At 58.2% G+C, this 16649-nt stretch carries 14 protein-coding genes, 1 pseudogene and 1 riboswitch; of the genes and pseudogenes, 9 read left to right on the forward strand and 6 right to left on the reverse strand.

What is annotated here, in order from left to right:
- Positions 1 to 157 (forward strand): annotated as a pseudogene (locus GWQ27_RS21375) (IS4 family transposase); the annotation flags it as partial.
- Between the two features lie 68 nt (positions 158 to 225).
- Here GWQ27_RS21375 and GWQ27_RS21380 read toward each other — a convergent pair.
- Together GWQ27_RS21380 and fadE are read right to left on the reverse strand one after the other, a co-directional pair.
- Complete coding sequence (locus GWQ27_RS21380; RefSeq protein ID WP_021137880.1) at positions 226 to 1743, reverse strand: HD domain-containing phosphohydrolase; 1518 nt, start codon at positions 1741 to 1743, stop codon at positions 226 to 228.
- 165 nt (positions 1744 to 1908) lie between these two features.
- Entirely contained in the window at positions 1909 to 4365 is a 2457-nt protein-coding gene (gene fadE / locus GWQ27_RS21385) for an acyl-CoA dehydrogenase FadE (RefSeq protein WP_275908274.1), read from the reverse strand.
- A gap of 246 nt (positions 4366 to 4611) precedes the next feature.
- Between fadE and lpcA the strand changes: the two genes are divergently transcribed.
- The 3 genes from lpcA to GWQ27_RS21400 all read left to right on the forward strand — a co-directional run bounded on the left by lpcA (position 4612) and on the right by GWQ27_RS21400 (position 6646).
- Positions 4612 to 5190 carry a D-sedoheptulose 7-phosphate isomerase gene (gene lpcA, locus GWQ27_RS21390; protein ID WP_005309841.1) on the forward strand — a complete coding sequence of 193 codons (579 nt, stop codon included), beginning with the start codon at positions 4612 to 4614 and terminating at the stop codon, positions 5188 to 5190.
- Positions 5191 to 5207: 17 nt separating this feature from the next.
- Positions 5208 to 5981 carry a class II glutamine amidotransferase gene (locus GWQ27_RS21395; protein WP_005309844.1) on the forward strand — a complete coding sequence of 258 codons (774 nt, stop codon included), beginning with the start codon at positions 5208 to 5210 and terminating at the stop codon, positions 5979 to 5981.
- A 329-nt stretch (positions 5982 to 6310) separates the two neighbouring features.
- Positions 6311 to 6646 (forward strand): Hpt domain-containing protein, encoded by a 336-nt coding sequence (locus GWQ27_RS21400; RefSeq protein WP_005309846.1) that lies wholly within the window; start codon positions 6311 to 6313, stop codon positions 6644 to 6646.
- A gap of 51 nt (positions 6647 to 6697) precedes the next feature.
- On the opposite strand, the gene yvcK is transcribed toward GWQ27_RS21400, so the two are convergent.
- Positions 6698 to 7609 carry a uridine diphosphate-N-acetylglucosamine-binding protein YvcK gene (gene yvcK / locus GWQ27_RS21405; protein ID WP_059168588.1) on the reverse strand — a complete coding sequence of 304 codons (912 nt, stop codon included), beginning with the start codon at positions 7607 to 7609 and terminating at the stop codon, positions 6698 to 6700.
- Positions 7610 to 7722: 113 nt separating this feature from the next.
- On the opposite strand from yvcK, the gene GWQ27_RS21410 reads away from it, so the two are divergent.
- Positions 7723 to 8907, forward strand: coding sequence for an FIST N-terminal domain-containing protein (locus GWQ27_RS21410; RefSeq protein WP_219615427.1), 1185 nt, complete (start codon positions 7723 to 7725; stop codon positions 8905 to 8907).
- 20 nt (positions 8908 to 8927) lie between these two features.
- Positions 8928 to 11024, forward strand: coding sequence for an ATP-binding protein (locus GWQ27_RS21415; RefSeq protein WP_059168586.1), 2097 nt, complete (start codon positions 8928 to 8930; stop codon positions 11022 to 11024).
- A gap of 229 nt (positions 11025 to 11253) precedes the next feature.
- Here the strand turns inward: GWQ27_RS21415 and GWQ27_RS21420 are convergent, their stop codons facing one another.
- The 3 genes from GWQ27_RS21420 to narQ form a co-directional block, all read right to left on the reverse strand.
- Positions 11254 to 11829: an LON peptidase substrate-binding domain-containing protein gene (locus tag GWQ27_RS21420; RefSeq protein WP_005309859.1), complete on the reverse strand. Its 576-nt coding sequence runs from the start codon at positions 11827 to 11829 to the stop codon at positions 11254 to 11256.
- A gap of 103 nt (positions 11830 to 11932) precedes the next feature.
- Positions 11933 to 12571 carry a two-component system response regulator NarL gene (narL, locus tag GWQ27_RS21425; RefSeq protein ID WP_017411638.1) on the reverse strand — a complete coding sequence of 213 codons (639 nt, stop codon included), beginning with the start codon at positions 12569 to 12571 and terminating at the stop codon, positions 11933 to 11935.
- On the reverse strand, positions 12571 to 14283 hold the full coding sequence (gene narQ, locus GWQ27_RS21430) for a nitrate/nitrite two-component system sensor histidine kinase NarQ (RefSeq protein WP_275908275.1): 1713 nt from the start codon (positions 14281 to 14283) through the stop codon (positions 12571 to 12573). Before narQ ends, narL begins: the two co-directional genes overlap by 1 nt.
- A 79-nt stretch (positions 14284 to 14362) precedes the next feature.
- A riboswitch (molybdenum cofactor riboswitch) is annotated at positions 14363 to 14502 on the forward strand.
- On the opposite strand from narQ, the gene moaA reads away from it, so the two are divergent.
- The 3 genes from moaA to GWQ27_RS21445 all read left to right on the forward strand — a co-directional run bounded on the left by moaA (position 14490) and on the right by GWQ27_RS21445 (position 16537).
- The gene (moaA, locus tag GWQ27_RS21435) at positions 14490 to 15470 is read left to right on the forward strand and encodes a GTP 3',8-cyclase MoaA (protein ID WP_005309868.1); all 981 of its coding nucleotides are present in this window, start codon (positions 14490 to 14492) and stop codon (positions 15468 to 15470) included. It overlaps the preceding riboswitch by 13 nt.
- Positions 15471 to 15735: 265 nt before the next feature.
- Positions 15736 to 16245 carry a ferredoxin-type protein NapF gene (napF, locus tag GWQ27_RS21440; protein ID WP_275908276.1) on the forward strand — a complete coding sequence of 170 codons (510 nt, stop codon included), beginning with the start codon at positions 15736 to 15738 and terminating at the stop codon, positions 16243 to 16245.
- A 28-nt stretch (positions 16246 to 16273) separates the two neighbouring features.
- Entirely contained in the window at positions 16274 to 16537 is a 264-nt protein-coding gene (locus tag GWQ27_RS21445) for a chaperone NapD (RefSeq protein WP_059168583.1), read from the forward strand.
- Positions 16538 to 16649: the final 112 nt, after the last annotated feature.

Consider the following 16649-nt stretch of genomic DNA (forward strand, 5'->3'; position numbering starts at 1 on the left):
CGGGAAATATCCCGAAGCGGGTGGCGGAGCTGGAGCAGCAGGCGGGGCAGTTTGTGCTGCCGGCACGAAGGGAACGAAGCTACCCCCGCTGCGTGAAGCCAAGGCCACAGAAATACAGTGTAAAAAAGCCAATAAAAACAATGCCAGTCAGGCTTAACTGACTGGCATTAGCCTGTTGAGGCGGCTTTTTTATATGCGGCAGTTGGTGCACGGGTGTGAAAGGGGTCAATGATCCCCGACGTAGATATCCTTGTGCTGGTCTCGGATCTCGAGGAACTTGTCCAGATTGGCCAGCATCAGCTCCACCAGTTGGGGATCGAAGTGCTGTCCCTTCTCTTCTTCTATCAGCGCCAGTACCTTGTCCAGCGGCCACGCCTTCTTGTAGCAGCGATCCGACCCGAGAGCATCAAATACGTCGGCCAGCGCCACGACTCGTCCCTCCAGCGGAATATCGTCTCCCTTGAGACCGCGGGGATAACCGCTGCCATTCCACTTTTCGTGGTGGTTACCGGCTATGGTGGCACCTATCTGGAACAGGGCCAGGTCGCTGCCGGAGAGCATGTCCTGCCCCAGTTGGGCATGGGTCTTCATGATCTCCCACTCTTCCGGAGTCAGTTTGCCTGGCTTGTGCAAGATGGCATCCGGGACCCCGACCTTGCCGATATCGTGCAGGGGAGAGGCGCGCTTGATGAGCTCGCTCTGCTCCTCGCTCATGCCAAGCAGCTGGCAGAGCAGCTCAGTGTAGAGGGCAACCCGTTTGACGTGCAGGCCGGACTCCTTGGAGCGGGTTTCCACCAGCTCGCCGATGCGATAGATGATCTCGCGCTGGTTATCTGCAATGACCTCGTTGAGCCGGATGTTCTCCAGCGCCACTATGATGTTTTCGGTAAACAGGCTCAGCAGCCCCATGTCCATCTGGCTGAGCTGACGGGTGGTTTCGATGTGAAACAACAGGTGATGGCGGGGATTCTGACAGTAGAGCACCATCTGGTTGCCATCATAAACGTTGGCGCGATTGGTCATGGCCTGACGCAAAATAGCAGGAGCATCGACAAGCCGCACGGACGGGTGGCCGGGCAGCAGAGGCTCCAGGATCTGATCCCTCACCTCATAGGCAAGCTGCTTCACGTCATAGATCTGGGATTCTTCCAGATTGAGCAGAGCGCTGAGCTGTTCCTGCGCGCCCTCGACAAACTGGCGTAGCGCCCGTTTTTCGAAGATCCCCTTGGAAGCCTCAATGACCTTTTCCAGTCCCTGGCGATTGCTCTCCAGGGTACGGATGTCGCGGTATGAACGCAGGCTGGCCCGCAGCAGGGTGCGCAGCTTCTGGGAGGTGAGCTCTGTCTTGTCCTTGTAATCGTTGATGTCGTAGTTGGTGACCACATCATCTTCCGGCGCTTGTCCCGGTTGCCCGGTTCGCAGCACGATGCGCACCATCTTGTTTTGCAGATCTTCGCGCACGAATTTGACCACATCGAGACCGGCGTGATCGACTTCCATGACCACGTCGAGCAGCAACAAAGCTACGTCCGGGGTCTTGGCGAGCAACTCCTTGGCCTTGGCAGCTGAATAAGCATGCAAAAATTCAATGGGTTTGTTATCGAATTCAAACTTGCTCAGGGTGATCTTGGTGATGCGATGCACTTCGGGCTCATCATCCACAATCATCACCTTCCATCCAGCTTGCTGCTGTTCCTGAAGGGGCAGATCGTCATCGTCAATAATCAGGATTTGGTCATCCATCATGCAATCCTGTTTGGGATCCTGTGCTTACATTAACTGCTTCACTAAGGATAGGAAACTTATTGAGAAATAAAATTTGATCTGTGAAATCTCTTTGTTGTCATCGTGATCCAGGTCCATAAAAAACGCCTCCACATGGGAGGCGTCAGGTTCGTTTTCTGCGTATCAGGCAGCTCTGTGATAGGCCGATGGTTCGAACAGGGCCTTGTTGGCAACCAGGTCGATGGGGTCGAAATCATCAACGTTGATGGTACGCAGGCGGCTCTCTTCGGCCCGGCGCAGCAAGTCGGCCTCATTCTGGTTGAGTACACCGAGCGCCAGACCTGCATCCGCCACCTTGTCCAGTTGCATAAACAGACGCTTGATACTGTCAGCTTTGCATACTTTGTCAAACAGCGGTTCGGCCGCCAGCACGTCATCCAGCGCCTGTTCCAGCAAGCCGAAGGGGTTGCCCTCTTCGCGGGTCAGGTATTGACCTTGTGCCAGTCGGCTGCGAGTCTCGCTCGGCGTTTGCAGCAGGCGGGCCACTTGCTGGTCCAGCTTGTCGCTCGGGCGCTTCATGTCACGGCCAAGGGGCAGCACTATGACGCGCAGCGCAAGGCCAATCCAGCGGTTCGGGAAGTTGCGCAGCAGCTCATCGATCGCCTCTTGCGCCTTGAACATGGCATCTTGCAGTGCCCAGTGCAGCAGTGGCAGATCCGCCTGCTGACGACCCTCATCCTGATAGCGTTTGAGGGCACTTGAGGCCAGATAGAGCTGACTCAGCACGTCACCGAGGCGAGCGGAGACGCGCTCCTTGCGCTTGAGCTCGCCGCCCAGGGTGCCCATGGCCATGTCTGACAGGAACGCCAGGTTGGCCGAGAGGCGGGAGAGCTGCTGGTAATAGCCCTTGGTCTGGTCCTTGTAAGGGGCTGCGGCGAAGCGAGCACCGGTCAAGCCCAGCCAGAAACTGCGCACCAGGTTGCTGATGGCAAAACCGACGTGGCTGAACATGGCCTTGTCGAAATCCTTCAGCGCCTGCTCCTTGTCCGGATGGCTGGCTGCCAGCATCTCCGGCAGGACATAGGGGTGGCAGCGGATGGCGCCCTGACCGTAGATGATCATGCTGCGGGTCAGTATGTTGGCCCCTTCTACTGTCACTGCGATCGGGGCTCCCTGATAGCCACGGGCCAGATAGTTGTTCGGGCCCATGCAGATGGCCTTGCCGCCGTGGATGTCCATGGCATCTATGATGCACTTCTGGGCACGGTCGGTGAGGTGGTATTTGACGATGGCGGAGATGACCGAGGGTTTTTCCCCCAGATCGATACCAGTCACTGTCAGGTTGGCGGCAGCGCCCATGATGTAGGCGTTGCCACCGAGCCGTGCCAGCGGCTCTTCAATGCCTTCCATCTTGCCGATGGGCAGCTTGAACTGGCGGCGGATGCGGCTGTAGGCGCCGGTCGCCAGGGCCAGCATCTTGACGCCGCCCGTGCTGTTGGAGGGCAACGTGATACCACGGCCAACCGAGAGGCATTCGACCAGCATGCGCCAGCCCTGACCGGCCATGGCCGGGCCACCTATGATGAAGTCGAGCGGTACAAACACATTTTCGCCACGGGTCGGACCATTCTGGAACGGCACGTTGAGCGGGAAGTGACGACGGCCTATCTCGACCCCCTTGATGTGGGTCGGGATCAGGGCACAGGTGATGCCCAGCTCCTCTTCGTCACCCAGCAGGTGATCCGGGTCGCGCAGCTTGAAGGCCAGACCCAGCACGGTAGCAATAGGGGCGAGCGTGATGTAGCGCTTGTTCCAGGTCAGGCGCATGCCAAGCACCTCTTCCCCTTCCCATTCACCCTTGCAGATAATGCCGAAGTCGGGAATGGAGCCGGCGTCGGAACCCGCTTCCGGGCTGGTCAGGGCGAAGCAGGGGATCTCTTTGCCTACCGCCAGGCGGGGCAGGTAGTGGTCTTTCTGCTCATCGGTGCCGTAATGTTGCAGCAGTTCACCCGGGCCGAGGGAGTTGGGGACGCCAACTGTGGAGGCCAGCACGGCGCTGGCGCCACACAGTTTTTGCAGCACACAGGACTGGGCATAGGCGGAGAATTCCAGACCACCGTATTTCTTCTTGATGATCATGGCGAAGAACTTGTTGTCCTTCAGGTATTGCCACACCTCGGGGGAGAGATCGGCCCGCTCGTGAGTCACTTCCCAGTCGTTGACCATGCGGCAGACGTTTTCAACCGGACCATCCATGAAGGCTTGCTCTTCGGCTGACAGAACGCTGACCGGGATGGCGTGCAGCTTCTTCCAGTTCGGGTTGCCGGCGAACAGGTCCGCTTCCCACCAGGTGGTCCCGGCTTCGATGGCTTCCTTCTCGGTGCGGGACATCTCCGGCATGATCGACTTGTAGATCTTGAACAGCGGCTTGGTCAGCTGATTGCGGCGAAAATCCACCAGGTTGAGGGGGATGGCAATCACGGCGAACAGTGCCCACACCAGCAGGGGGACATGGCCATAGAGGGTGCCAGCGACCAGGGCGGCGGCCGTGGCAAGCGTGGATGTGAACAGAGACGCCCGGCGATAAGCCATGGCGCCGATCACCAGGATCACCCCGAGCAGAGTGAGGGTCGTCGTCATTTTTCGCTCCTTGCATGAGTTGCCGAAGTTGGCTAAGCAGTAGATTAACTGATCCAGAGGTCTGACCTGTTGGATATGGCCCCTGTTGTAATTCATACGCACAAACTTATCAAGCTGTTTACAAGCTCGTTACCTTCACGCTGTGAGCGGCATAACGTCCTGCAGGCGGCATCTTGGCTGGCTGGGGGGCGACGATTGGATTGGCTTGTGCGACAATGACGCCGCCCACATTTTGGAAGAGACATCATGTACCAAGAACTGATCCGCAATGAATTGACCGAAGCTGCTGGCGTGCTCCAGGCGTTCCTGGCAGATGAGCAGAATCTGAAGAACATAGAGGCAGCCGCCAAACTGCTGGCAGACTCCTTTAAACAGGAAGGCAAGGTGCTCTCCTGTGGTAATGGTGGCTCCCACTGCGATGCCATGCATTTTGCCGAGGAGCTGACGGGCCGTTATCGCGAGAACCGTCCAGGCTATGCCGGTATTGCCATTTCCGATCCCAGCCACCTCTCCTGCGTCTCCAACGACTTTGGCTACGACTATGTGTTCTCCCGTTATGTGGAAGCGGTCGGTCGTCGCGGTGACGTCTTGCTCGGCATTTCCACCAGTGGCAACTCGGGCAACATCCTCAAGGCCATCGAAGCCGCCCATGCCAAGGGCATGAAGGTGATAGCGCTGACCGGCAAGGATGGTGGCAAGATGGCGGGTCTGGCCGATGTCGAGATCCGGGTGCCGCACTTTGGTTATGCCGACCGCATTCAGGAAGTGCACATCAAGGTGATTCATATCCTGATCCAGTTGGTCGAAAAAGAGATGGCCAAGTAACAAGGAGTCCGCTGGTTATGTGCGAACTGCTCGGCATGAGTGCAAATGTGCCGACCGATATCTGCTTCAGCTTTACCGGTCTGATGCTGCGCGGCGGCAAGACGGGGCCACACAAGGATGGCTGGGGGATCACCTTCTATGAGGGGAGGGGGTTTCGCACCTTCAAGGATCCCGAGCCCAGTGCCCAGTCGCCGATAGCCAAGCTGGTACAGGCGTTGCCCATCAAGAGTCGCGCCGTGGTCAGCCATATCCGGCAGGCGAACCGCGGCTGCGTGTCGCTGGAAAACACCCATCCGTTCACCCGTGAACTGTGGGGCCGCTACTGGACCTTTGCCCACAATGGCCAGCTGACTGGCTACAAGCGACTTGCAACCGGGCGGCACCGTCCGGTGGGAGACACCGACAGCGAACATGCTTTTTGCTGGTTGCTCAACCGACTGGAGCAGAAATACCCCAAGCGTCCCGCCAATTTCCCCGCCATGTTTCGCTATCTGGCGACCCTGTGCGATGAATTGCGCGGACTCGGGGTATTCAACATGCTGCTGTCGGATGGGGAGTTTGTGATGACCTATTGCAGCAACAACCTGCACTGGCTCACCCGGCGTGCTCCGTTTGGCGAGGCCCGGCTGCTGGATGAAGATGTAGCCATCGATTTTCAGAGCGAGACAACCCCGGATGATGTGGTCACCCTGGTGGCGACCCGTCCGCTCACTGGCAATGAAAATTGGGTCAAAATGGCGCCCGGCGAGTTCAGCCTGTTTCGCCTTGGTGAGAGAGTATGCGGCAGTTAGATTCGGTAATCGTCTGATTTAAATGTAAAAAAATACCAGGGTAGAATCCTACCCTGGTTCTTCGCAGCAGCCATACAGGCAAAAAGGGATGAGAGAGGTGTTGCTGAGCTGCATCATTCTCACGGCCTTTATTGTTATTTAAATGTTAATTTATTGGCAATATTTATATTTCAATAACGCCTGCCTCTCACCGAATTAATAGAGCTCGATCACACTTTCCTTCTCTCCACCGTTTGCCGGTCAGCAAGTGAATATGGGTGAGGGATGACGCTGTCACGCCGGGCATCTATAGTATGGTCTGTTTGAATACCACCAGAGAGGGCTGAGGAATGGAATGGTTGGATCAGAAGGTGCTGCGTCAGCTGGCGGAAGATATAGGTCAGGAGATGATGCCGGTCGTGATCTCGGTGTTCATCGAGGAGGTGGGTGAGCAGCTCACCCAGCTTCGGCCTCTCTATGAACGGCGGGACTGGCCTGCGCTGGCCCGGCTTGCCCACAGCATGAAATCGTCCTGCGGCAGCTACGGTGCCCAGCTCAGCTATCAGCAGGTGGTGGCACTGGAGCTGGCCTGCAAGCACGAAGATGCCGACGAGGTTGCCCGCTTGCTGACCCAGCTGGAGCAATCCCTGCCTCAGGTTCTCTCCCACCTTGCCAACTATCACTGAGCTTGTTGCGCAGTGACCCCCGTGTTCATCGCTGCGCGTCTTTGCCAGTTACTAGCGTTGATTGATCAGTTGCTGGATAACCCTATCCAGCGCCAATTTGAGTTTCAGCCGATCGTGGCGATGGGGGAGGTCAGCCTCACCCAGTTCGGCCTGGATCAGCTGACTGGCCAGCTCGACAGGATATTCCCCTGCTGGTGCCAGAATGGCATCGACACGGCCTGCACCGACCCGTGATTCCAGCCAGCGCCACTGATTGAGCAGACTCAACTGGCTGGCAGGGCCATTTTCGGCCACCAGATTGCAGATGAACACCAGCATGGCATCGCTCTCGTTGATGGCTTGTGCCACTTCGGCCAGCAGCAGGGGCGGCATGATGGAGGTGAGGAAGCTGCCGGGTCCGAGGATGATCATGTCGGCCTGAGCCAGGGCTTGCACTGCCTCGCGAGTCGCCGGTACTTCCGGGCTCAGGCTCAGGGAGAGAGGAGGCGTATCGAGTTGATCGATGGAGACCTCTCCCAGGATCTGGTTGCCACAGACTGTGTGGGCACACAGATCGGTAGGAAATTCTGACATGGGTAACAATTGTGACTCTATTTTCAGCATGTCACTGATGAGCTTGATAGCATCAAGAGGGCGTACGCAGAGGTTGTCGAGCGCCAGCAGCATCAGATTGCCGAGGTTGTGGCCCGCAAGCTCGCCGCGGCCGGCGAAGCGGTATTCGAACAGCAGGCTGCCAATACTGGGGTCGGTGACCAGTTGATTGAGGCAGTTGCGCAGATCTCCCCAGGCGATGCACTCCTGGCTCTTGCGCAGCCGTCCTGTGGATCCGCCGTCGTCCGTGGTGGCGACGATACCGGTCAGGCGCTGGCCGAGAAACGAGAGTGAGGAGAGTACACGGCCCATGCCGTGGCCACCACCGATGGCGACGACCCGGTCAAAGTCATTGATATTTTTCTGCCACATGCAGCTGTCCTGTGGTTGGGCTCAATCGAGGGCTATTCTAGCCGACGAAACGGGATAATTGTTTGATTAAGGTATGATTTTTGCTTACCTCCAGCATCATGAACAACTAGGAGATGGTGTTGAACTTTCTGACGGCTCACTCTCTTGAAGAGACCTCCCTGCTGGCTGCGCGGCAGGTCAGTGAGCGGCTGCTCGCTCAAGCACCCCATTCCCCTTCGCTGTTATTGGTCTATTTTACCCAAGCCCACGATGCCGAGGAACTGCGTCGTCACCTCAAACAGCAGTTTCCAACCACTCGACTGATAGGTTGCAGCTCCTGCGGCGGTGTCATGACCCAGACAGGGCACCACGCTCGTCAGGGATTCGGGCTGGCGGTGGCGGCTCTCTATGATGACAAGGGTGCCTACGGGGTGGCCGGGCAGGCGGGTGATGACGTGGATGTGCGCCAGTTGCTGCGCAGTGCCATCGCCGATGGCGGGCGTCCCGGCGAATTGCCCCAGCTCATCTTGTTGCACGCCAGCCCGGGTCAGGAGGAGGCGATGCTTGCCAGCATCGAAGCCGAGCTGGGCACGACCGTCCCTGTCGTGGGGGGCTCGGCGGCAGACAACAGCGTCGGCGGTGACTGGCAGCTGTGCTGGGATGAGGGCAGTGCCCGCGAGGGCGTCGCGCTGGCCGTGCTCTATCCTGAGTGCCAGCTGGCGTTCCAGTTCCACTCCAGCTATGTCCCTACCGAGCATCGTGGCACCATTACCGCCCTGGCAGGACGGGAGATCCTCACCATTGATCATGCGCCTGCCGCCGAGGTCTATGCCCGCTGGATTGGACGAACCACACCCTGGCCTGTGGGGCCCATACTGCGGGAGACAACGCTCTCGCCGCTGGCTCGTCAGGTGGGCACTTTGGACGACATGCCCTACTACAAGCTCTCCCACCCGGAGGCGGTGACAGAAGGGGGCGGTTTGCGCCTCTTTACCGATACCCAGATCGGGGAGAAATTGCTGCTGATGTACAGCAGCCAGGAGGGGCTGTTGCAGCGGAGTCTGAATGCGACCCGCATCGAACCCGAATACGGCATGACCACAGAGATGCGGCCGTTCGGGGCCCTAGTGATCTTTTGTGCTGGTTGTCGCTTGGCTCTTGGTGATAGCTTATGCCAATTCGTCGACCAATTTCACACACGGCTGGGGGATATCCCCTTCATTACCCCGTTTACCTTCGGTGAGCAGGGGCGTTTACCCCACGGTGAGCTGGCACACGGCAACCTGATGGTATCGAGCGTGATCTTCCTCGACAGCTGATATATGGCGCTGGAAACAAGATGATAGGTAACACCGAACTGGAAGCCCTCGGGGACAAGCTGCAGACCACGCTGGTGGAGCTGGTGCGTTGTCGGGAACGCGAGGCCAAATATCGCCAAGAGTCGCAGACCCTGCTGTGTGGCGTGGCTACGCTGGCCGATGCCCAGACCCTGGAGCAGGTGCTGGACAGTCTGATCCAGGTGCTCAAGCCCTTCATCGGTTTCGAACATGCAGACGTGGTGGCCTGGGAGGGGGATGTCGGCGTCACTCACCTCAGTACCCAGGATGGCGAAGTGGGTCGGGACTGGCAGCTGACGCCCCTCTTCTCCCGCGCCATCGAGGGGGAAACACTGGTCATCTATGATCCCACCCAATTGCCTGAGCTGGCGCCGCTGGCCCACGTATCCGGCTGGGCCAGCGTCATGATGACGGGGCTGCGCGCCCCCGGTTTCTCCGGTGTTCTCATCTGCCGTCACGCCGTCATGGGTACCTTCGATCTCAAGAGCAAGGCCGCGATGCAGCGCTGCCGCCCGCTCATCTCCCAGGCCTTGGTCAACATCGCCTATCGTGCCCGGTTGCAAGAACAGGTTGAACTCAAGACCCTGGCGTTGCAGACCAGCGAACAGCGTTTTCGCAGCTTTGCTGGCATGGCCTCCGACTGGTTCTGGGAGACGGACACAGAGCACAGGCTCAGCTATGTGTCGGCGCCCGGCTATCACGGGGACGTGCTGGTGCATCAGCCCGGCCAGAGCCTCTACGATTACGCCTATGACAGACGGGATCCCGAGTGGGGCAAGTACCGTCGTCTCATCGCGCTGCATCTGCCGGTGCGGGCGGTACGGGCCCAGGTCAGCCTGGTCAAGGGCCCCTGCTGGATGGAGATCAACGCCGAGCCCTGCTTCGATGCCGCCGGTGTATTCATCGGCTATCGGGGGACTGCGCGGGATGTGGGCAACCAGATCCGCCGCGAGCAGGAATTGGCACGGGCGCGAGATGAGGCCGAGGCAGCCAACCGCGCCAAGTCGCAGTTTCTGGCCATGATGACCCACGAAATTCGTTCCCCCATGAATGCGGTGCTGGGCATGCTGGACTTGTTGCAGCACGCCCAGCTTGAACCCCAGCAGCAGACTCTGCTGGGACATGCCACCCACTCGGCACGCCTGCTGCAAACCATCATCGACGATGTGCTCGACTTCTCGAAAATCGAATCCCATACCCTGGAATTTCATTGCGAGACCCTGCACCCGACCCAGCTGTGCCAATCCCTGATCGAGCCGCTGCAAGCGCGTGCCAGTAGCAAGGGGATTATCCTGCGCTGGCTGGTGGATGAGGCAGTGCCCCCCCAGTTGCAGGGGGATCCGGTACGCCTGTCACAGGTCATCAGCAACCTGCTCGGCAATGCGGTGAAGTTCACCAGTCAGGGCAGCGTATCCTTGCAATTGGGTTGGCGCCATGAGCGGCTGCGAGTCTCGGTCACCGACACCGGCATCGGTATCTCGGCCGAAGATCAGGCGCTCCTGTTCGAGCCTTTCTCTCAGGTCGACAGCTCGGCAACCCGTCGCTTCTCGGGCACCGGCCTGGGGCTGGCCATCAGCAAACGGCTGGTGGAGCTGATGGGCGGCGAGATCCGATTGCAGAGTGCCCCTGGTCAGGGCAGCTGCTTCTGGTTCGAGCTGCCCGGCATGGCGCTGCCATGCGAGTGCAGCAGCCGGCCCGAGCCGGATCAATTGCCCATTCAGGATCTGGATGTGCTGGTGGTGGAAGACAGCCCGGTCAACCAGCTGGTGGTCTCGCTCATGCTGCAAAAACTGGTGACCCGGGTGCGGCTGGCGGCCAATGGTCTGGAAGCGCTGGCCCAGGTGGCGGAGCAAAAGCCGGATCTCATCCTGATGGACATGCGGATGCCGCAGATGGATGGATTGGAGGCGACTCGCCGCCTGCGGGAGCTGGGCTGCAAGATGCCCATCGTCGCCTTGACGGCCAATGCCATGGCCGAAGACAGGGCTCGTTGTCTGGCTCAGGGAATGGATGACTTTCTGGCCAAACCCATCAGCCTGATGCGGCTGAGAGAGTGCCTGCAACGCTATTTTCATCCCGAACTGCCGGATCGCAGGTAAAAAAAATGGTCAACCTGGGTGGTTGACCAATTCTTCAGCAAATACTGAAGAGAGCACGGGATAAATCGGGTTGTACTGTTCTATATGAAAAAGTCGTGCCAACTTTTTCAGAACCTGTTTATGCGGCTTGCAGCGGTATTGTCTGTTTTTATTGTTATCCGCTGTTTGCAAAATGCGAAATTGTTATTTTCATTGTGGGAATATTCGCATTTTGCAAAGACTCTTTGACTCACTGTGCGATCAGTCGGCGCAAGAATTGACGAGCCGCTTCGCTATTTTGTTTGGCAATCAACATCTGTTTTTCATAGATCGGCATGGGCAGGATCTCGAGCCAGCGTTGGCAGAGCCAGGCTGCATCGTCAAACTGCTTGTCCGGATAGAGCTCATCGAGCTCGGGATACTGCTCGAACACTTCCCGCAGCCGGGTGACCAGCGGCTTGTCACTGAAGTCTGAATGGGCGCTTGGCCAGTTCGGCAGGGCTTCGACCCTGGCACGGCGCAATCCCATCTCGTCCGTTTCCATCTCATGAATGCAGAAGCGTTCCATGCCGAGCACAGTGACGCCGAGCAGACCATCATTCAGGGTATAAAAATCGGTCACCTTGACCCGGGTACCGACCGGCAGGATCCGCCCGGATTTACCCGTGGTGGTCGCCTCTTCCATCACTATGCCGAACCCCTGGTCATTGATGAATGACTCTTTGAGCATCTGCAGGTGGCGCGGTTCAAACAAACGCAGCGGAAGCTTGCCACCAGGCAGTATGTGGGAAGGCAAGGGGAACAATGCCAAAGGTTGAAGTTTCATGTTCCGTCCTCCATTGAGTAGTTGCTGAATAGGACAATGCAGCGACTGTGCCAGAGGATGAAAAAAGCCACCGAATGGTGGCTTTTTGTGGGGAAGGGGGAGGTTAGTTGCGCTGCTCCAGGTACATGACAGCCGCTTCCACGCGGCTTTGCGCCTCGAGTTTCTTCAGCAGGCTCTTGACGTGAACCTTGACCGTGCCTTCGGAGATATGGAGCACAGAGGCGACCTGTTTGTTGGAGAGCCCCTTTGCAATTTCGCGCAGGATTTGCATTTCGCGACGCGTTAAGCTTTCCAGCTTCTGTTGCAGGTGGTCCAGCTCGTAGATGTTCTCGAGGTAGGGACGCAGCGGCTCGCTCAGGATCTGCTTGCCGGTCATCACGTCTGCCAGCTGGGCCAGCAACATCTCTGGCTCGGTATCTTTCAGCAGGTAACCATCGGCGCCGGCCTTGAGCAGGGCGACCACGTCCTGGCGAGCGTCGGAGACGGTCAGGATCACCACACGGGAGGTGACTTCCTCGGTGCGCAGCGCCTTGAGGGTATCCAGACCGGAGAGCCCCTTCATGTTGAGATCGAGCAGGATCAGATCCGGTTCGGACTCTTTGGCCATGGCGACGGCATCGGTGCCGTTGGACGCCTCGCCAATCACCTCTATGTTCTCTTCCAGGGCCAGCAGTTGCACAATCCCTTTGCGCATGAGGGGATGGTCATCCACGACCAGAACACTATATTTCATCTCGTCCATCAGGCATCTCTTGTTAGGCTGGTGGGAAAGGTCAGATGTACGCAGGTGCTTCTGGGCGGCTGTTCGCTGATGGTCAGCAGACCATGCAGCTTGCTGGCACGCTCATTCATGATGCTGAGGCCATAGTGGTTGACCGCCGAGCTTGCGATCCCTATTCCAACACCGTCATCTGAAATCTGAACCTGAATGTTACCATCGGCGAGGGTCTCACAGCTAACATCAATCACTTGCGCGCTGGCATGTTTGATGGCATTGAGCACTGCCTCACGGATCAGCTGCAGAATATGAATGTGCTGACCCGCTTCAAGATCCGTATCAGCAAGACCGTAATGGAGCCTGATCTCGGCCTGGGTCTGAGGCTTGAGCTGCTCCAGCATCACCTTGATGGCTTCCCCCAGATTGGCATCGCCGATGCTGAGGCGGAAAGTGCCCAGCAGCTCGCGCAGCTGGGTGTAGGCGCTGCTGAGTCCCTCGTCGATCTGCTGCATCGCCGCTTCTGCCTTGGCGGTATCGCCCTTGGCAAAAGAGCGTTTGAGCAGAGTGGACTGGATCTTGAGGTAAGAGAGCGCCTGGGCCAGCGAGTCGTGCAGCTCGCGGGCGATGACGGCTCTCTCTTCCATCAGCAACAGCCGTTGATGTTGCAGCAGGGTCTGATCCTTGTGCAGCACCTGGGCCAGCAGCATGGAGAAGTTTTTCATCAGCCGCTCGTCGATGGGGTGAGTGCTTATCATGTCGAGCCGGCCGTACTCCTGCTCATCCATCTGCAGATGAAAGCTCACCACTGAGTCGAGATCGCCGGGCCAGCCCTTGCGGCCTGTGATGTAGTCCGGCATGGCGTTGTGTTCAAAGCGGGTCAGCCGGATATGGTCTATGTGCTGATGGGCCGCGGCCCGCTCCAGCAGTTTGAGCAGAGTGCGCCGACTCAGCGGCGCCGCATGCAGCTTCTGGGCGGTGGAATAGAGAAAGGAGAGGGTGTCGTTGGCCTGTTGCAGCTTGGCCGTTTTCTCTTCTACCTTGCTTTCCAGCTCCCGATAGAGCTTGCCGAGCTCATCTGCCATGGTGACGAAGGCGGCCGACAATTCTCCCAGTTCATTCTCGCAATGGGGAGGCAGGGTGAGATCGAACTCCTGGCGCTGGATCTGGCGGGCGCAATAGACCAGCTGGTTGAGCGGGGCCACCACTTGCTGACGGGTGAAGCGTACGGTAAACCAGGCGATGGTGATGATGGAGAGCAGGCCCAGCCCCTCCGCCAATGCCAGCATGCGCACCTTGAACTCCACGTGGTACTGCATCTGATTGACGAAATCATCGATGGCCGCGACAAACTGTTCCGCATTGTCGGTGTAGCGTTTGGGGGTGGCGTTCTCGATGTGCTCGCGCATCATCTGCCATTGCAGCAATACCTCGCCATAGGTTCGGCGCAGGGAGGCCGGAGTGATCCAGCGCTGTGTCTCTTGCAGCTCGTGTGCATGCAGGGTCTGTTCGAACTGATCGAGCCGTCCCAGCACTGGCTGGCCCTGCTCTATTTCATAGGCCATGCGATAGGCCTGCATCCGCAGCGAACCCGACAGGTTGATCGCCTTGGCATCGGGCACCGAGTAAAACAGGGTCACCATGGCCACGACGGCGATCAGGCTCGCCATGAACAGAATGAGTACCATGGAACGCCCGATGGCGCTGCTGACCGAATGTACTTTGAACCATTTTCCCATGCTGGCTGGCGTCCCCGACCTCTGGCAATAACCCCATAAAGTTGCGTGGGAGTGTACTCCAACTTGTGCTAGCATCGAAAAACTAGATGAACTCCGAGCTGTTTTGCCTAAGTCCTTGGGATAGGGGAAAGCCGCCGTCAGCCGATGTTCGAGCTGTAAGGGTCAGGAAAGAAATGCCCTAGCCTCCCGTATTTGGAAAGGTGTTTATGTTGCCACTGCAAGATGGTTTTTCCCGTCGTTTTTACTATTTGCGCCTGTCGGTTACCGACGTGTGCAATTTTCGTTGTACCTACTGTTTGCCCGACGGTTATCGTCCCGAGGGTAGAAAGTCGTTCCTGTCTCTCGATGAGATCCGCCGCATTGTCTCCGGCTTTGCCGCCATGGGCACCCGCAAGGTGCGTCTGACCGGGGGGGAGCCGTCACTGCGTCGTGATTTCACCGCCATCATAGAGACAGTGGCCAATACCCCGGGTATCGAAAAGGTGGCCATGACCACCAATGGCTATCGCTTGAAAGAGCGGGCCCGGGAGTGGTTCGATGCTGGCCTCACCGCCCTCAATGTCAGCGTCGACAGCCTGGATCCCCGCCAGTTTCACCAGATCACCGGTGAGAACAAGCTGGCGGAGGTGATGGATGGCATTGAGGCGGCGCTGGCCGCCGGCTTCAAATCGGTGAAGATCAATGCGGTGCTGCTCAAGGGGCTCAATGACCATCAGCTGGATGCATTTCTGGCCTGGATCAGGCACAAGCCCATCGAGTTGCGTTTCATCGAACTGATGCAGACCGGCGAGATGGACACCCTGTTTCGTGACCACCACGCCAGCGGCGAGCTCATCAAGCAGCGGCTGCTGGATGGCGGCTGGGTACAGCAGTTGCGCGGTACTGATGACGGTCCGGCGCAGGTGTTCATGCATCCGGCTTCGTTGGGGGGCGTGGGGCTCATCATGCCCTACAGCAAGGATTTCTGCGCCGGTTGCAACCGGCTTAGAGTCTCCTCGGTGGGCAAGCTGCACCTGTGTCTGTTCGGTGATAACGGGGTGGAACTGCGTGACTTGCTGTCAGCCGACAGCCAGCAGGATGCGTTGCAACAGCGCATTCGTCAGGCCCTCATCGGCAAGGCGGCCACTCACAGGTTGCATGAAGGGAATGCCGGTATGACCCCTCATCTGGCTTCCATCGGCGGCTAAGCCGCCAACCCCTCTACAAAAATAGCCATCGATTAATAAGCAATCCTCAAATGGGGGTATTTTGACCTGCCCCCATTCTTTGTTCCTGCGCCAAGGGTTTGATCCAGCGCAATAATCCCCCCTGTTTATCTCCCTGGTGGTATATCCCTGAACTTGTCAGGGCCGCAATATACACCCACTCTTATAATAGGTATTGAAAATGCCTGTCATGAGACTCGCTTGTGCGCTATATGGCACCAGACGTTACCACCAGGAAGGAGTCGATATGCCGGATAGGGTCAACCTGTCACGTCGTGGTTTGTTTCGGGGACGCCTGACATCGAGCGAGCCTCAGGTGCAGTTGCCCTGGTCCGTCGCCTGGCCCGATTTTGTGGCCGACTGCACCCGTTGTGGTGATTGTCTGACGGCCTGTCCGGAGCAGATCCTCATCAAGGGTGACGGTGGTTTCCCTGCTGTGGACTTCCTGCGTGGTGAGTGCACCTTCTGCGGTGACTGCGTCACAGCCTGCAAGGCGCCGGTATTTCGTTCCGTGACGGAGGCGCCTTGGCAATACATAGCCCATATTGCAGCCAACTGTCTGGCCAGTGCGCAGGTCTTTTGCCAGCGCTGTCAGGACAGCTGCGAAACCCGTGCGATCCGCTTTTCTCCCATGTTGGGCCGCGTGCCGACTCCCAGCATAGATACCGCCTCGTGTACCGGTTGTGGCGCCTGCGTGATGGATTGCCCGGTGGGCAGCATCCGGGTTGGTGCGCCCAGAACCGAGGCTCCAACATGAATCATGTATGTGTGAAGCAGGAGCCACAATGAACCAAGAGTTCCATGTATCGAGCCTGGTGGTGCTGACCCAACCCCCCTTTCGTCACCAGCTCGCGCAGCAGATTGCGACCCTTGAAGGGGCCGAGGTCCACGCTGTCAGTGACGAGGGCAAGCTGGTGGTGACGCTGGAAGGTCCCAGCCAGCGCCCCATCATGTCAGCCATTGATGCGATACAGGCAATGCCGGGAGTGCTGTCCGCCGCCTTGATTTACCACCAGTTCGATGAGCTCGATGTCGAATGCAAAGAATAGAAACGCCGTGAGGCCGGAGCCGCGAGGTTCACGATGCCCGATAAAAGCAATAAAGCGCCATGAAGTTGAGCCAGCGCGGCTCGTCACAATGGCTGTCATTGATGTGATTACG

The sequence above is a fragment of the Aeromonas sp. 5HA1 genome (assembly GCF_029237245.1).
GTDB lineage: Bacteria > Pseudomonadota > Gammaproteobacteria > Enterobacterales > Aeromonadaceae > Aeromonas > Aeromonas salmonicida.

Bases quoted from the DNA above. Each gene is read 5' to 3' on its own strand.
- GWQ27_RS21395 (WP_005309844.1), top strand. From the start codon at position 5,208: ATGTGCGAACTGCTCGGCATGAGTGCAAATGTGCCGACCGATATCTGC.
- fadE (WP_275908274.1), bottom strand. From the start codon at position 4,365: ATGACGACGACCCTCACTCTGCTCGGGGTGATCCTGGTGATCGGCGCC.
- moaA (WP_005309868.1), top strand. From the start codon at position 14,490: ATGTTGCCACTGCAAGATGGTTTTTCCCGTCGTTTTTACTATTTGCGC.
- GWQ27_RS21415 (WP_059168586.1), top strand. From the start codon at position 8,928: ATGATAGGTAACACCGAACTGGAAGCCCTCGGGGACAAGCTGCAGACC.
- GWQ27_RS21420 (WP_005309859.1), bottom strand. From the start codon at position 11,829: ATGAAACTTCAACCTTTGGCATTGTTCCCCTTGCCTTCCCACATACTG.
- GWQ27_RS21380 (WP_021137880.1), bottom strand. From the start codon at position 1,743: ATGGATGACCAAATCCTGATTATTGACGATGACGATCTGCCCCTTCAG.
- narQ (WP_275908275.1), bottom strand. From the start codon at position 14,283: ATGGGAAAATGGTTCAAAGTACATTCGGTCAGCAGCGCCATCGGGCGT.
- napF (WP_275908276.1), top strand. From the start codon at position 15,736: ATGCCGGATAGGGTCAACCTGTCACGTCGTGGTTTGTTTCGGGGACGC.
- GWQ27_RS21445 (WP_059168583.1), top strand. From the start codon at position 16,274: ATGAACCAAGAGTTCCATGTATCGAGCCTGGTGGTGCTGACCCAACCC.
- GWQ27_RS21400 (WP_005309846.1), top strand. From the start codon at position 6,311: ATGGAATGGTTGGATCAGAAGGTGCTGCGTCAGCTGGCGGAAGATATA.
- yvcK (WP_059168588.1), bottom strand. From the start codon at position 7,609: ATGTGGCAGAAAAATATCAATGACTTTGACCGGGTCGTCGCCATCGGT.
- lpcA (WP_005309841.1), top strand. From the start codon at position 4,612: ATGTACCAAGAACTGATCCGCAATGAATTGACCGAAGCTGCTGGCGTG.
- GWQ27_RS21410 (WP_219615427.1), top strand. From the start codon at position 7,723: ATGGTGTTGAACTTTCTGACGGCTCACTCTCTTGAAGAGACCTCCCTG.
- narL (WP_017411638.1), bottom strand. From the start codon at position 12,571: ATGGACGAGATGAAATATAGTGTTCTGGTCGTGGATGACCATCCCCTC.